This window comes from Pseudooceanicola profundus, from assembly GCF_054919315.1.
The window spans coordinates 3,299,094-3,313,639 of the sequence record NZ_CM142898.1 but is presented as its reverse complement, the minus strand read 5'-3'; the positions used below and the strand labels follow the sequence as shown (position 1 = coordinate 3,313,639).

14 protein-coding genes and 1 tRNA gene are annotated in these 14,546 nt (G+C 66.0%); 5 read left to right on the top strand and 10 right to left on the bottom strand.

Translation table 11 applies throughout. The features are described from left to right. Positions 1 to 66: 66 nt before the first annotated feature. From ACX9MO_RS15205 to ACX9MO_RS15170, 8 genes are all read right to left on the bottom strand, one after another. Positions 67 to 447: an HNH endonuclease gene (locus ACX9MO_RS15205; protein WP_462212447.1), complete on the bottom strand. Its 381-nt coding sequence runs from the start codon at positions 445 to 447 to the stop codon at positions 67 to 69. 148 nt (positions 448 to 595) lie between these two features. Continuing rightward, positions 596 to 766 (bottom strand): hypothetical protein, encoded by a 171-nt coding sequence (locus ACX9MO_RS15200; RefSeq protein ID WP_462212446.1) that lies wholly within the window; start codon positions 764 to 766, stop codon positions 596 to 598. 316 nt (positions 767 to 1,082) lie between these two features. Continuing rightward, entirely contained in the window at positions 1,083 to 4,595 is a 3,513-nt protein-coding gene (locus tag ACX9MO_RS15195) for a calcium-binding protein (protein WP_462212445.1), read from the bottom strand. A 397-nt stretch (positions 4,596 to 4,992) separates the two neighbouring features. Continuing rightward, positions 4,993 to 5,805, bottom strand: a complete 813-nt coding sequence (locus ACX9MO_RS15190; protein WP_462212444.1) for a hypothetical protein — start codon at positions 5,803 to 5,805, stop codon at positions 4,993 to 4,995. Beyond that, positions 5,802 to 6,410 (bottom strand): hypothetical protein, encoded by a 609-nt coding sequence (locus tag ACX9MO_RS15185; RefSeq protein WP_462212443.1) that lies wholly within the window; start codon positions 6,408 to 6,410, stop codon positions 5,802 to 5,804. Before ACX9MO_RS15185 ends, ACX9MO_RS15190 begins: the two co-directional genes overlap by 4 nt. A 14-nt stretch (positions 6,411 to 6,424) precedes the next feature. Then, a complete protein-coding gene (locus ACX9MO_RS15180) occupies positions 6,425 to 7,162 on the bottom strand; it encodes a hypothetical protein (protein ID WP_462212442.1) in 738 nt (245 codons plus the stop codon). Between the two features lie 26 nt (positions 7,163 to 7,188). Beyond that, positions 7,189 to 7,431, bottom strand: coding sequence for a hypothetical protein (locus tag ACX9MO_RS15175; protein ID WP_462212441.1), 243 nt, complete (start codon positions 7,429 to 7,431; stop codon positions 7,189 to 7,191). 345 nt (positions 7,432 to 7,776) lie between these two features. Further along, positions 7,777 to 8,226: a hypothetical protein gene (locus ACX9MO_RS15170; RefSeq protein ID WP_462212440.1), complete on the bottom strand. Its 450-nt coding sequence runs from the start codon at positions 8,224 to 8,226 to the stop codon at positions 7,777 to 7,779. A gap of 1,141 nt (positions 8,227 to 9,367) precedes the next feature. Between ACX9MO_RS15170 and ACX9MO_RS15165 the strand changes: the two genes are divergently transcribed. From ACX9MO_RS15165 to ACX9MO_RS15155, 3 genes are all read left to right on the top strand, one after another. After that, positions 9,368 to 9,646: a hypothetical protein gene (locus tag ACX9MO_RS15165; protein ID WP_462212439.1), complete on the top strand. Its 279-nt coding sequence runs from the start codon at positions 9,368 to 9,370 to the stop codon at positions 9,644 to 9,646. Then, positions 9,643 to 9,927 carry a helix-turn-helix domain-containing protein gene (locus ACX9MO_RS15160; RefSeq protein WP_462212438.1) on the top strand — a complete coding sequence of 95 codons (285 nt, stop codon included), beginning with the start codon at positions 9,643 to 9,645 and terminating at the stop codon, positions 9,925 to 9,927. The genes ACX9MO_RS15165 and ACX9MO_RS15160 overlap by 4 nt, the downstream gene beginning before the upstream one ends. 107 nt (positions 9,928 to 10,034) lie before the next feature. Next, positions 10,035 to 10,811, top strand: a complete 777-nt coding sequence (locus ACX9MO_RS15155) for a tyrosine-type recombinase/integrase (protein WP_462214461.1) — start codon at positions 10,035 to 10,037, stop codon at positions 10,809 to 10,811. A 53-nt stretch (positions 10,812 to 10,864) separates the two neighbouring features. Here ACX9MO_RS15155 and ACX9MO_RS15150 read toward each other — a convergent pair. After that, a tRNA-Val gene (locus ACX9MO_RS15150) sits at positions 10,865 to 10,940 on the bottom strand. A 46-nt stretch (positions 10,941 to 10,986) separates the two neighbouring features. Here ACX9MO_RS15150 and ACX9MO_RS15145 point away from each other — a divergent pair. Together ACX9MO_RS15145 and ACX9MO_RS15140 are read left to right on the top strand one after the other, a co-directional pair. Continuing rightward, on the top strand, positions 10,987 to 11,778 hold the full coding sequence (locus ACX9MO_RS15145; protein WP_462212437.1) for an HAD-IIB family hydrolase: 792 nt from the start codon (positions 10,987 to 10,989) through the stop codon (positions 11,776 to 11,778). 30 nt (positions 11,779 to 11,808) lie between these two features. Further along, a complete protein-coding gene (locus ACX9MO_RS15140) occupies positions 11,809 to 13,029 on the top strand; it encodes a glycosyltransferase family protein (RefSeq protein WP_462212436.1) in 1,221 nt (406 codons plus the stop codon). A gap of 191 nt (positions 13,030 to 13,220) precedes the next feature. Here ACX9MO_RS15140 and ACX9MO_RS15135 read toward each other — a convergent pair whose 3' ends face one another. Then, a complete protein-coding gene (locus ACX9MO_RS15135) occupies positions 13,221 to 14,444 on the bottom strand; it encodes a DUF2254 domain-containing protein (protein WP_462212435.1) in 1,224 nt (407 codons plus the stop codon). Positions 14,445 to 14,546 lie beyond the last annotated feature (102 nt).

Sequence of the window (14,546 nt, the reverse complement as noted above, 5' to 3'; positions counted from 1 at the left end):
GAGGGGGGCACGGGGCTTCCGGCCCGAGGGTTGTGAAGTTTGGACCCGCCCCCCGCCGTCGCAAGGTCAGAGCCCGTCCGAGAGCCAGCCGGCCTTCTCCTGCCGCTGCTTCTCGCTGTCGTGCCAGGCCTTGCTGACCGACTGCAGGTTCGCCGGATCGAAGAAGAGCGCCGCGTCGCCGCGGTGCGGGCGGATGTGATCGACCACCGGGCTGTTCGGCGCAGGCGCCTTGCCGGTCAGCCGGACGCCGGTCTGCTGGCAGGTGAAGCCGTCGCGCCGGAGGACCTCGAGGCGCAGCTGCTTCCATCGCTTGGTGTTGTAGAGCGCGCGGCCCGGCATGATCGCGGCCCGCTGCTGGGAGCGTTCGGCTTCCGTGACCGGAACAGCCAGGCGCGCAGGTTGACGCACGAGGCGTCCGTCGACGCCACGACCGGAAAGTCGTCCCATGAGATGTCCTGAAGTTGCGCCAGCCAGAGGCCGGGCGTGAAAGCGCCCGGCAACTGATGGTCAGCTCCGGGCGCAATAGGTGATGATGCCCTATGGGTAGGATCTGGTTAGGCTAAGCGTCAAGGGGCAAATTTATGTCCCGCAGCGATCACTGCCGCAGCTCTCTGATAACGCGCTGGATTTTACGCCAGTCCTCCGCCTCGTCTTCCCGGCTCCCGGCTTCGCAAGCCCGGATGCGCGCAGCAGCCTCCGCTTCGGCTGCAGCGCCATGGGCGCGCAGCAGCGCGGACGCCTGTTGGGCGATGTTCATCTGTTGCATGGGTCCTCCTTCCGTCGCCCTCTCCTCTGAGCGACGACCCGACCATAGCATAAGAGAGGGCTAGTCGCATATCTGTGGGAGGGAGGACCTGCACAGTTGAGCCTGACGACTTGCATCGACACGAAGGGCGGGTTCCGAACATTTCACTGCGAAATGGCTACTTTATCCGCCTGAAACACTAGCAGTCGTCTGGTCTGGGGCGCTTTGTGTTGAGCGGCACCAAGATAGACTTCGATCATCAAGTGCCGCGTTGGGGATCGGCCCGCTTCTGATGAGGCAGCCCGTTCGCCTCGGGTGCAAGAGGCTGAAGGAGACGTCAGACCAGGTCAAACACCTGACCCGAGATCTGAAGGTTAATCTCATCCTGCGCTCCGCCATCAACCAGGGCCCAGAGGATCTGGCCGGTGGGCCTGTAGATCACGAAGGCCTCGTCCACACCGGCGCTGCCTGCGCCTGCGGTCCGGGCGATATTGACCTGGAACTGGTCAACCGTTGCCGCACCACCGTAGACCAGCACGTCGCCTTCGGCGGCGGCGTAGTCCTGGATCCAGTCCGAGCCATGGCCCGCGGCCCCGATGTGGAAGAAACTGTCCGCGCCCGTGCCGCCGTTGAGCCGGTCCGAGCCGAAACCACCATTCAGGAAATCCATGCCGTCGCCGCCGAAGAGCGCATCGCCATAGCTTCCGCCCGACAGCCGGTCGTTGCCGGCACCGCCAATCAGCGTATCCGCGCCCTCGTCGCCGTCGAGCGTGTCATTCCCGGCATCGCCGCGCAGTTCATCGTTGCCGTACCCACCGATGAGCCGGTCATGACCGTCCCCACCCAGGATCACGTCGCGCAGGTCGCCAGAGCCTGCGCCGCCGACCAGGATGTCATCCCCTGCGCCGCCGCTCAGGGTGTCGGTGCCATTGCCCCCGTTGAGCGTATCGTTGCCGTCGCGGCCGAATACCAGGTCGTTGCCATCGCCACCCCGGACGAAGTCATCCCCCGCGCCGCCGTCCATCGTGTCGTCGCCGCCCTCGCCGTCGAGCGTATCGTTCCCGGCATCGCCGCGGCCCCAATCGCGGTCCCGTCCTCCGGTCAGCCGGTCATCCCCGTTGCCGCCTTCCATGACGGTATCACCCCACGAGCCACGCAGGGTGTCGTTGCCGTCTCCGCCGCGCAGCACGTCCCCCCCGTCACCGCCCCCGGCCCAGAGCTCGTCATCGCCGGCGCCGCCCTCGAGGGTGTCGTCTCCGAAGTCACCGTCGAGACGGTCGTTCCCGATCCCGCCATGGAGCAGGTCGTTCCCGAAATCGCCGTCGATCGTGTCGTCGCCCGGCCCGCCATAGACGACGTCATCGCCGGCACGCGCGTCGATGCTGTCGTGACCGATCCCGCCCAGGATCGTTTCGGCCCCGTAGGAGCCATTGAACCACTGATCATAGGTGCCCGCGTCCAGCAGGATGTCGTAGAGCGTGGCGCTGCGGTTGGCAAAGCGCAGATGCTCGATGTCATAGAGGAAGTCGGCCCCGTCATCGCCCTGCGCCGCATCGCGGGCCACGATGACCACCGCCTGATCGGTCCGGGTGACACCTTCGGGCAGCTCCGGGTAGGCACCCGTGAAACGATCCAATCCGGTCAGGTAGAAATCATAATCCCACCAGTTGCCGGTGAAGACGGCGACATCCTGGCCTGCGCCCCCTTCCAGCACATCGGTCCCGTCGCCGCCGGTCAGGGTGTCATCGCCCGCACCGCCGACGAGCGTATCATCGCCGACCTGCCCCGTGAGGCTGTCCGCCCCGCCCAGCCCGCTGATCAGATCATCGCCGGGCCCGCCTTCGAGCGTATCGTCGAGCAAATCATCGCCCTCGATCACCAGGTCATAGGCGCCTTGCTCGCGCAGCGTCCGGATGACAAGCGCCTCTGGCGTCATGGTCCCGTCGGCAAAGACCAGCGTCTCGACACCCACCAGCAGGTTGCGCCCGTCCTCTGTCCGGTCGCCGCGCCCGGTGACCGCGACGACCGTCCCCATGCCGCGCAGCTGCTCGGGGGTCTCCTCCTCGGTCAGCGCGACCGCAGTGTAGTCGTCCGCGACACCCAGCCAGTAGACCCGATCCTCACCCGCGCCTCCAATGACCGTGTCATCGCCCGTGCCCGGTTGCAGGTGGTCATCGCCCTCCGCGCCATCCAGGTGATCGTTGCCCGCGCCGCCAATCAGCCGGTCGGTGTCGGCGCTGCCCTCCAGCCGGTCATTCCCGCCCAGACCGTCGAGGCTCCCGGCCTCGGTCAGCGTAACGGTGTCATCGCCCGCAGTCAGGGCCGTAGGAGTGAGCAGGCGCAGGCCGATGCCGTCGTTGTAGTACCCGATATAGGGCGCATCCGCTTCGCCCGCGTGTTGGGTGAGCACCGTCACCAGCCCGCCGGGGCCGAGGCTGAGCCTGCCAGAGAGCGACCTGTGATCCGCCAGAAGCAGGGGCGGGCTTTCCAGCCGGCCGGTGGCGTCATGGGTGGACAACAGCAGGACGTCCTCCTCCGGCGTCGTGCCGTCGTCCGGTCGGCTGCCACTCCACAGCACGACGAAGCCACCGTCCTCGCGCATCTCGAAATCCGTGATCGAGGCATTCACACCGCTCTCCGGGAGCGCCTCCAGCACGGTTTCTTCCGTCTGGGTCCCAGCAGCAGAAATGCTGTAGATCGTCGTGATCCCCAGCGCTGAGGCGACGAGCGTGATGCTGCCATCGGCGTGGATCACGCTATCGTTGATGGTGAACCAGCCGACATAGGCCCCTGCGATCCGCCCGACCTCGACCGGGTCGCCCACGTTGGCGCCCGAGGCATCCAGCCGCTGCATCCGGATCGAGGTCGCACGGGTCGACTGCCCGCTGATCGTCTCGTCGTGGATGCCCACGCCATGCAGCACGACAAAGCCCCCGTTCGGGTCCGCCAGCACCACGGCCTCGTCCAATTCGCCGTCGCGGGAGTTTCCGCCTGAGTAGGGCTCGGAATAGGCGCTTTCGAACACCACCTGCTCCGGCCCCGAGGAGCCATCCGCATGGATCGCGCGGACCGTCAGGGACGAAAGTTCGTCGAGATTGCCCGTCATCTGGTCCCAGGGCCGCGGGTAGACCGCCAGCGCGGTGCCATCCGCTCCCTCGACAATCTGGATATGGTCCACCGCCTGCGGGACGCCGCTGCCGATGTAGCCGATGTCCCGGTCCAGCACGGCAACGCCATCGTTCTCCCAGACGGCAGGTTCACCGATCGGCGTACCGTCCGCCGCGAAGCGCTGCACCAGCGTATCCGGGTCGGGAACACGGCCAACCGTATACCCGCCGCCGCTGACGTATTCGGTCGGCATGACCGGCCCGGTGTAGACCACCATGAACCCACCGTCGGAAAGCGCAGTGACATGCGCCTCGGGCATCTGCTCCGAGAAAGTCATCAGGTCCCGCGTTCCCGCCAGTTGCCCCGTCGCATCCAGAGAGACAACGCGCAGCGTGGTTTCGACGTCATAGGCGGTCATCTCGGCCAGGCGGTAGTAATCGGCGCCTGTGACGATGTTGAACTGCAGCACAGCGGTGCCGTCGTCCCGCGCGACAATACGTGGCTCGAAAAGCCCGTTGTCGTCTGCTGGCACGGCGGCCAGCAAGCGCGGTTGCCCGATCATGTCCCCGTTCGCATCGTAGAGCGTGTAGGTCAGCTGGCGCGACGTCCCGACGGTGCTGATACGGGCGACGGCGACTTCGCCATTTGAGAATGTATGGGTGACACTGGGTTGGTCCACCGGAGAGCCGAGGGCAAAGGTCGTGCCGTCATAACGTTCATCGAAATAAATGGATTGGGACATAATACACCTGTCGTCCTGGACAGCCGGGCCCTGCGGGCACTGGCGGATTCCTTCCCGTCGGACAGAAATAGAACACCGGCGGGGCGACCGCCGCGAGCACGCCTCTCCCGCATCCGGCCCGGGGGATGGCGAGCCGGAAGGAGGGTGTCAAAACGCGTGAAAAACCGTACCCCCCCGCACAGCCGCCCCAGAGTTAGACGACAAGGTTGCGCTTCGGGTCAATAGAATTATACCCTCGCGTCACCCGGCGGCGTTGGTCGTCCGCGCCTCTGCCAGCACCTTCAGGTGCGTCGGAAGTGCCGGCGGTAAGGCGCGTTCGACGTCCGGGCGCAAAGGTACCGCCGAACGTAAGCGAAAACGACCCAACGCGACCCATGCCCCCTTGAGCGAACATCGATCAAATCGATATGCGAGCCACCCCCTGCCCCTGCATACGCTCCAGCGTCTCCTGAAGTGCTTTTCGGCAACGCTGAACGCTACTCTGGTCCACCGCCCACCCATGCGCCCGCAGCACCTCGCTGATCGTCATCCCCCCAACGCAGACCTGATCCACCAGTGCCTGGTCGAAGATCGCCTTTCGCTTCTCTGCCCCACCCGGCAGGATGCGGCGCACGGCTTTGGCCAGCCCGCCACCGATCCGGCGCTCGAAGACACGGAGCCGCTGAAAGTCCCGCAGCATGGCCACCTCGCGGTTACCGCCGCCATTGCCCGAGACGTGCAGCGCCTCCAGCGAGGAGCACTTCACACCCGAGGAGGCGCAGCGCTCCACCAGCGCGGCGTACTCGCGGCCCACCTCGACCTGCCCGACCGTGAACGGCGGCTGGAAGACAGGCACCGGCTGCCCGGTCTTCTCTGCCTTTTCCACCAGCGCGCGGTGCCGATTGTGGGCCTGCCGCGTCATCACGTCGAACGCATCGGCCACCCGCGCTGCCCTGAACATGACCCCGCTCTCGGGATCCACCCAGCCATCGCGCCGCACCCGGGGCCCGGCGGGGGTCATCTCGGCGTGGCGCGGCATGAAGGCCATCATCGGGCCCCGCGCCGGGGCCACCGGCATGGCCGGACAGACGCCGTCGGGCGGTGCCGCGGCGGCCAGCACGGCCGCGATCGAGGCAGCCGTCGCCTCGTTGGCCGCCAGCGGCAGCCGGCCCACCTGCGCCGTCCCGAGGCGGGAGACGTAGATCACCTCGTCCTTGCGGAGTGCGCTCATGCCGCGTCCTCCCGCTCTGCCCGCTTGGCGATCCCTGCCTGGACAAGCGCCTTAGCGCGCCCCTCAAGCTCGCGATACCAGCGCAGCTTCTCCCGCGCATCGGCCCCCGGCTCCACGCCGCGCGCCAGCTTGTCCTGCGTCAGCTCGACCTCACGGCCCAGCCCCTCGGCGCGGCTGACGATCCGCTGACGGTCCATCTTGCTCAGCGGCGGGCGCTTGTACTTCTGCCACCAGAGAAACTCAGCCACGAGGCAGCCGTCGGCGAGCGCCCGGGGCCCCTCGATCGACCCGAACCAGCTCGCCACGCCGGGAACCTCCTCCAGCGGGCGCGGCTGGTAGGCCTCGGCCGTCGAGATGATCCCGATCAGCGGCGGCCAGAAGCTGCGATCCGTCCCGTCGCCATGAGCCAGCAGCCAATCGACCAGCGCGGCAAGCGCCTCGTCAGCGAGGTAGGACACCCCGTCGCAAATTTGCTCGATCCGCTTGCGCTGCTCCTCGATCGAGGTGCCTTTCCTGAACCGCATGCCGCGCTCCTGCGCCGGTTCGATCAGGAGCCTGCGAACCCGGCCCCGGGCGGTTTCGGTGATGGTCTGCTCGTCGGTCATGGCCTGCCCCCTTCTCAGCTCAGCCCGGCTGCCGCACGCTCTTCCGGCGTGAGCAGGTCCGCTGCGATGATGTGATCCCGAACCCATGGCTGCTCATCGGCGATGGCGCTTGCGCGGCCATCCCGGAAGGCGGCGACAGCACGCACTGCAGCATCGACGACCATGGGGTTGTCGGAAGGCTCTCGCGCACCCGCATGCGCTTCATGGTTCTTCCATGGTTTATCCTTATTATAGGGCGCGGCAGTTTTGCCCCCCTTTCGGCGCAAATTTGCACCCCTTTCGCCGCCCTCAGGGCCGCATGGATGCCCCCCTTTCGCACCGCTAAAGGCTAGCATGTCTGCCCCCCTTTCCGGCCCGTAGACCGGAAGCTGGCGCCGGCCCCAGACGCGGACCAACCGGGTGCTCACCAGGAACCCGAAGCTGCTGCTGGTGCCCCGGTGCTCGCCCGGAACGTGAACGATCCACTCCCCCTTGACCAAGTCTTTCACCGCCCGCTTGACCGTGTCGTCCGACTTGTCGAACTTTGCGCCGAGCTGCCGGAACGAGGGCGTGCAGCGAAGGGTCTTGCGCCGGGTGTAGTCGAAGGCGAGCGCGTGCAGCAGGACCATCGGGAAGAGCTTCAGCGTCACATCGGAGCGGGCCATTTGCAGCATCTCGAACCGCGCCCGATCCCATTCCGCGACCCCCAGCATGCGCCGGCCGGGTCCGACCGCCGCCTCCAGTTCGGGCTTGCGGGGATCGAAATCCGCCAAGTCGGCCAGCTCATGTGCCTCTCTCATCATCCAACCTCGCTCAGAAACGTCTCGACCGCGGGGCCGAGGCCCACGAGGTCATGGCGGAGTTCATCATCGACCGCCCCGGAGGCGATCGGCGGCCCTGCCGGGCCCGGCGCGTCGGCCGACAGGTCGCTGACCCGCAGCGCCCACCTCCGGGCACCGCACTCCGTGGTGACCAGCTCTAGCCACAGGTGGCCGAAGGGCAGCACGCGGCGGCGTGCAATCGTCAGCGGCGCGGCCCTCATGCTGCCCTCCGGGTTGGCACCCGTGAGCGGTGACCGGCTACGTCGACGAGGCCCCCGCCGGTCAGGAGGGCTGGGAGGTCCTGTGCACTACCCCTCCCCGGGGGCTTGGTGCGGAGGGGCCCGCGAAGGATCTTGCATGGCCGGGTCACGCTGGGCCTTCCCACGGCGCGATGGGAAGCGTGACCGGGCAGCGGCTGAATTCCCCGCTGACGATCGCGCGGCGGGGCACATGTACGATGGTCCGGTCACCTTGCACTTCGCGGGCTAGGGGCGCAGCCGCATCCCGATCGCGCGCCGTGAGCCGGCGCATCTTCGGGGGGCGGCCGAGGAGGTCCTCGCGCGCGCTCATCCGCCCTGTCCCCGCAAGGGCACCGGCCCGGTCGAGCGTGCCTCGCAGAGCGCGGCCATGGCGGCATGCTTGTCCGCTGCCTCGCGATGTTCGACGGCGGCCTGCGCCCAGTCCTGCGCAGTCTCGGACCGCGCCGCACGGAGACTGGCCTCCAGGGACTCGCCGTGCTCGCGCGAGGTCTCCCCGATGAGTTCGTAGGGACAGGCGTCGCCGGTTGGTGTCCCGATCTGTCCGCGGTAGGCGTCGAAACAGGGGTTGTGCGTTGCGTCCATCAGCGCCCAGGCCCAGAGCAGCGGCACTTCCGCATTGCCATTCTCGATCCTGGACAGAGACCCGAGACTAATCGAGTGGCCAACCGCCGAGGCGATCGTCGCAGCCGCGGCCTCTTTGCCACCTGACTGAGACACCAGATTCCTGAACATCTGCGCGGCGACTTTAGGCTGCATCAGAAACGCCTTTTCCTTGGGGTTTTAGTGGGCACGCCGCAAATTGCCGGCATGGGATATTTAGAGAACGGACGAGAGAGGCAGAACCGAACGGCGCACCAAGAGCGAGAGATCTCATGCGGCGTCTCGCTCTGCCTCTGCGCCAGACGGCGACCTGAGCCCCCGCTGACGCTGAAGGTTCTCGAGAACTTTCGCAGCCGTGTCCGGCCAAATCCGTCCCCCGTTCCGCAATCTCGGCAGGAGCCGACCGTTGCCCGCCAAGAGGATCCCGACCCGATGGTCGGAAAGACCGGTGTCGGCTGCAAACTTCTCGATTTCTGGCAACAACGTGTTCATGGGGCACCAAGATGCACGCTTTGGCGTTCAAGTCAATGCACGCCATAACGTTCACGCAACACACGCTAACGCGTGCTAGCCTGCGTGACATGAAAGACGATTGGTTTCATAGGCTTGAAGAGCTGATACTGGCCGACGGTCGCAGCTACCGCCAGATAAGCGAGGCCGCAAAATGCGGCCCGAACTTCGTTCAGCAACTCCTCAAAGAGCGGAAAGACCCGCGTGCGAGTCAGCTCGCGAGGCTCTTCAATGCGCTAGGCCCAAGTGCCGCAATATACGTTATCACTGGACTAAGGTTGGGCAGCGATGACCTAGAGTTCCTGGCCACGGTTTCTGCGCTGGATAGCGACGCTCGTCGAGACGCGCTCTCCATTCTGCGTCGGCTCGCAACGCCCTCATTTCCTGAAGAAAGATCTCGCGGCGGGCAGAATCGAGACTTCTCCACAAGCTGATCATCTCAGCAATTTCGTCGTCCATAGAGCACCCACCGTTCGTGTTCCGTTCACGTTAGGCGGCTCGGGCACGCAGGGTCAAGCCAATGCGCCCCCGCTATTTCGGAGGGCTGCTCCCTACCAAGCGGATGCGGGAGGCCCGCGTCCCCCGGCATTTATCGTGACCAGCCTCGCCCGCACTTGAGACTTGGCCCAGAGAGGCCCGCGAGCATCGCCACGCCCGTCAGCGCTTCCGCCTTGCGGCGATTCGTCATCCACTCGGAAACCGCAACCGCACGCCATTGCGTTCACTACGTTGACGCGCACGCCATAGCGTGCAATGTTTCGTCCCATCCCATGATGGAGGAAACACGATGTCCAACGCTCACGTCCTCACCGCCCGTAGTCGCGTTCTTCACGCAGGAAACTACCTAGGGCACCCCGCCCTGATCACCGATGCCTGGCTCCAGTTGAAGGAGTTGCAAGGCCACCCCATCACGGTTGAGCGCCTGGCGCGGGTCGAAGCAGGCCACCCCTCGGCGGGCCCCGCAATGATCACGCCGTCTGCGCGCACCACGTCGATGCTGGCGCACCTGCGCGGGTCACAGCCCCTCTTTCACATCACCTCTCCCGACGGCGGCGACGCCGCATGACGGACACGCGACCATTCACTCCGGAACTACTGGCAGATCGCTGGCAGTGTTCATCCGAAACGATACGCCAGATGGTCAAGCGCGGGGATTTACGGGGCTTCCGAGTCGGCCGCATGATCCGCATTCCACTTGATGCTGTAGAGGAACTGGAATGCCAGACATCAACATCGGTCGCCTCCGAGGCGGATATTGCGTCTACTGGCGCGACCCTGAAACAGGCAGACGAACACGTCACGGTCTTGCGGCACGCACCAGAGCGGAAGCGGAAGCGGAAGGCCTGAAGGTCTACCGACACGTCAGCACGGTCAATGCGCCGGCAGGCCCGACCGTGGCGGACCTTTGGGAAAGCTACCGCCGCGACTTGGGTGCGAAGCCCACCGCGAAGACAATGCTCTATACCGGAAAGGCCGTGCTTGAGCATTTCGGCGCACACATGCCGGACCTGATTTCCAAAGAAATGTGTGAAGACTATGCCGACAAGCGCATGAACGCGGGCATCAGTCAGGGTAGCGTGTGGACCGAACTCGGCCACCTCAGATCAACCTTGGCCTTTGCCGAGGATATGCGGCTCATAGACAGCGCGCCAAAAGTCTGGCGCCCGGCGAAGCCGCAGACCGACAAGCGCATCCTGGACAGAGGTGAGGCGCGCGCACTGATCGACAATGCCCACGATCCTCACGTCCGCCTGGCGATCGCGTTGCTGCTCGGGACCGGAGCCCGCCTTGGCGCAGTGCTGGACCTGACATGGGCGCGTGTCGACTTCCAAGCCGGGACGATCAACCTTCGAGTCGAAGACTCGGCCACGCGCAAAGGGCGGGCGATCCTCCCGATGAACCGCACCACGCGTCCTGCCCTTCTGGCAGCGAAGGAAGCCGCGCTCAGCGACTATGTAATCGAGTACGCGGGGCACCAGGTGAAGTCGATTCGCACTGGTTTCAAGAATGCCATTGCGCGGGCAAAGCTCGGGCACGTCCGGATCCACGATCTGCGCCACACGGCGGCTGTCACGATGCTGTCCAATGGCGTTCCACTGGAGAAGGTCAGCCAGGTGCTAGGTCACTCGAACACGTCGGTCACCTTCTCTACCTACGCCCGCTATCTGCCCCAGCAGATGCAGGACGCGGTCGATATTCTGGACTTTGGCAGCCTGAAACGGGGCGCCTAGGTTCAATGAACTAGCACGCACTTCGCGAAACTGTCATAAGTATCTGAAAATAATGGTGGGTGATGAGAGACTCGAACTCCCGACATCTTCGGTGTAAACGAAGCGCTCTACCAACTGAGCTAATCACCCGGGACCGCCGATGTAGCAACGCCGGGTGGGAGAGGCAAGAGCCGAAATGACCCTGCCCCCGTTCCTCGTATTCACCGACCTCGACGGCACCCTGCTCGACCATGAGAGCTATGCCTGGGAGGCCGCCCGGCCCGCCCTCGTCAAGCTTCAGGCGCTGCGGGTGCCGGTGATCCTCGCCTCCTCCAAGACCGCCGCCGAGATCGCGCCGCTGCGGGCGGAGCTGGGCCTCGCCGACTATCCCGCCATCGCCGAGAACGGCGCAGGGCTGCTGGCGCCGGGGGCCGAGCCGGATGCGCCGGGCCCGGCCTACCGCGAGCTGCGCGCGCGGCTGGACAAGGTCGCGCCCGGAATGCGGGCGCGGTTCACGGGCTTCGGGGACTGGAGCGATGCCGAGGTGGCCGAGGTGACCGGCCTGCCGGCCGAGAACGCCCGCCTTGCGCGGATCAGGGCCTTTTCCGAACCCGGCGTCTTCGACGGTACGGAGGCGGAGGAAGCCGCCTTCGTGGCGGCCCTCGACGGGCTCGGGGTGACCTCCCGCCGCGGCGGTCGGTTCCTGACGCTGTCGCTGGGGGGCACCAAGGCCGACCGCATGGCCGAGGCCGCGGCAGGCTGGCCCGGCGTCCGCACCGTGGCGCTCGGCGATGCACCCAACGACGTGGAAATGTTGCAGACCGCCGATATCGGTATCGTCATCGCGAACGATCACGCCAAGCCCCTGCCCCCGCTGGAGGGCGAGGCCGAGGGGCGAATCCGCCGCAGCACAAAAATCGGCCCCGCGGGTTGGAACGAGATGATGCTGAAGCTAGTTTCTGACCTAAGGGAACAAGAACACGGCTGAAAACGCAGCCAGAAAGACAGGGGAACTCGGGTGGCGGACTTTCACCAGAACGGCAATATCGCAACGATCCACAATCTCCGGACACGCTCCACCGCGGACATGACACGCGAGCTGGAGACCTTCGCCGCCACGCGCAAGATCAGCCTCATCCTGCCCTCGCTCTACTCCGAGCTCGAGGGCGAGGCGCTGCCCAACATCCTCAAGGAACTCTCCGAGGTGCCCTACCTGCACCGGATCATCATCGGCCTCGACCGGGCGGATGAGGCGCAGTACCGCCATGCGCGGGAGTTCTTCTCGGTCCTGCCGCAGAACCACGTGGTGATCTGGAACGACAGCCCGCGGATGCTGGACATCCAGGCGCGTCTCGAGGGCCTCGGCCTTGCCCCCGCGGAACCCGGCAAGGGCAAGAACGTCTGGTCCTGCCTCGGCTTCCTCATCGCCTGTGCCGACAGCGCCGTGGTGGCGATCCACGACTGCGACATCGTCACCTACGACAAGGAGATGCTGGCGCGGCTTGTCTACCCAGTGGCGAACCCGAATTTCCCCTACCAGCTGGCCAAGGGCTACTACCCCCGCATCGGCAGCGGCAAGATCAACGGCCGGGTCAGCCGGATGCTGGTCTCGCCCCTGCTCATCGCGCTCAAGCGCGTCGTGGGCGACCGGGACTACCTCGATTACCTGCGCGCCTTCCGCTACCCGCTTTCCGGCGAGATGGCGATGCGCACCGCGGTGCTGCCGGACCTGCGCATCCCCTCGGACTGGGGGCTGGAGATCGGCGTCCTGTCGGAGGCCTGGCGCAACCTCGCGCCCAAGTCGGTCTGCCAGGTGGAGATCTCGGATGCCTATGACCACAAGCACCAGGAGCTGAGCCCCGAGGACAAGACCCAGGGCCTCAGCCGGATGTCGATCGACATCTGCAAGGCGGTGTTCCGCAAGCTGGCCGCCGATGGCACGGTCTTTACCGAGGAGGTCTTCCGCACGCTCAAGGCGACCTACTACCGCTCGGCGCTGGACCTGCTCGACAGCTACTATAACGATGCCAAGGCCAACGGGCTCTACGTCGACCGGCACCAGGAAGAGGCCGCAATCGAGATGTTCGCCGAGAACATCATAGAGGCCGGCCACACCTTCCTCGAAAACCCGGCCGAGACGCCCTTCATCCCGACGTGGAACCGCGTCCATTCCGCCGATCCCGACCTGATGACCGACATCCTGCAGGCGGTGGCCAAGGACCTCTCCGACTACCAGTAACGCCCGACCGGGGCGGACAAGAATTTTCGAAAATTCTTGTCAAAATTCTTCGAAGAATTTTGCCGCATCACTCTTGCCGCGTCCCGGAAGGGGCGCGGTTTTCTCTTGCGGAACGGCAAGACGGCAGACCCGGAAAATGCGCATTTTCCGGTCCGTTTTCTTCGAAGAAAACGGGGAGAGCCGCGGCCCGGTCAGAGCGCCGTCAGCCGCTCCAGATCGTGGGGATGGGTCAGGGCCACCTTCGCGCGGTCCAGCGCACGGGTGGCGACCGCGGCGGCGGTCTCGGCGATCACGGGGTCGGGATGGGATTGCAGTGCCGTCAGGCTGCGACGCAGGGCAAGGCCCACCTCCACCTGCCCCGCCCCGTCGCGCGCGAGCGGCTCCAGCGTGTCGGTGATCAGTGCGGCGCGGTCCAGCGGCGGCACCCAGATCCGGTCATGCAGCACCTCGCCCGGGTCCATCGGCTTGTCGCGGCGCATCAGGATCCGTGCGATCCGCCCGGTGATGTCGATGGCGGTGCCCGGGTCGTTCACCCCCGGCGACAGGGCGCGCTGCCCGATCTCGGACAGGCAGAGCAGGCCGAAATGCGGATCCTGCGTGAAGTTGCGCAGACTCCCGATGGAGATGTTGCGATGCACCGCCTCTTCCAGCGCGTCGTCCTCGCGCGAGACGCGGGCCAGCACCTCGCCCCGGTGCACGAAACGGCCCACCGGGATCATCAACCAGACCTTGGCCTCGGCGGTCTCGGCGGCGTCCTGTAGCACGTCCTGAAAGATCTGCTGCACGAAGCCGGTATCGCCGGCGCGTACTGCGTGGGTGTCCTCGGGCGGCGCCTCCTGCAGGGGATGACAGCCGAGCGCCGCGTGTTCGCAGCGCATGTCGAAGGCGATAGCGGTCTGGTCCTCGACCCGCGAGGCGGTCTCGATCAGGCTGCCCAGCACTTCGAGGTGGGAGATCCAGCGGATGATCGCCACGATGATCAGCACCAGCACGAAGCAGGTCACCCCGAAGAGCACCACCAATTCCTGCGCCCGGAAGACCTCGGTGTCGCGCAGGATGATCGCGAGCAGCGCATAGAGATAGGCCCCCACGAAGGTCGCGAGCACCGTGTGGGTCGTGGTGTCCTGCAACAGGATCTGGTGCGCGCGCGGGGTCCATGTGCTGCTGACGGCGCGGTGGGTGGCCGCCATCACGCCGAGGGAGAAGGTCGTCACCGCCAGCATGCTGTCGGCAATGATCCGCAGCAGCTGGTCCACCGTGTCGGCCCCCACCAGCCCCTCCAGCCCCGGCGGGATCAGCCGGCCGAAGATCTTGGCCAGACCGATGGCCACGATGGCCAGCAGGGCGATCAGCAGCACGCGGACATAGAGCAGCCGCGAAATGTCGCGCAGGCGGCGCAGCAGGGTCGGGATCATGCGGGGTCGTCTCCGTAAGGCGTCTGGCGCTAATCTAGCGCGCAGCCGCCCGGGGGCGAGCCTTCCACGCCCGACGAAAACCGCCATGGTCACGGGGGATTG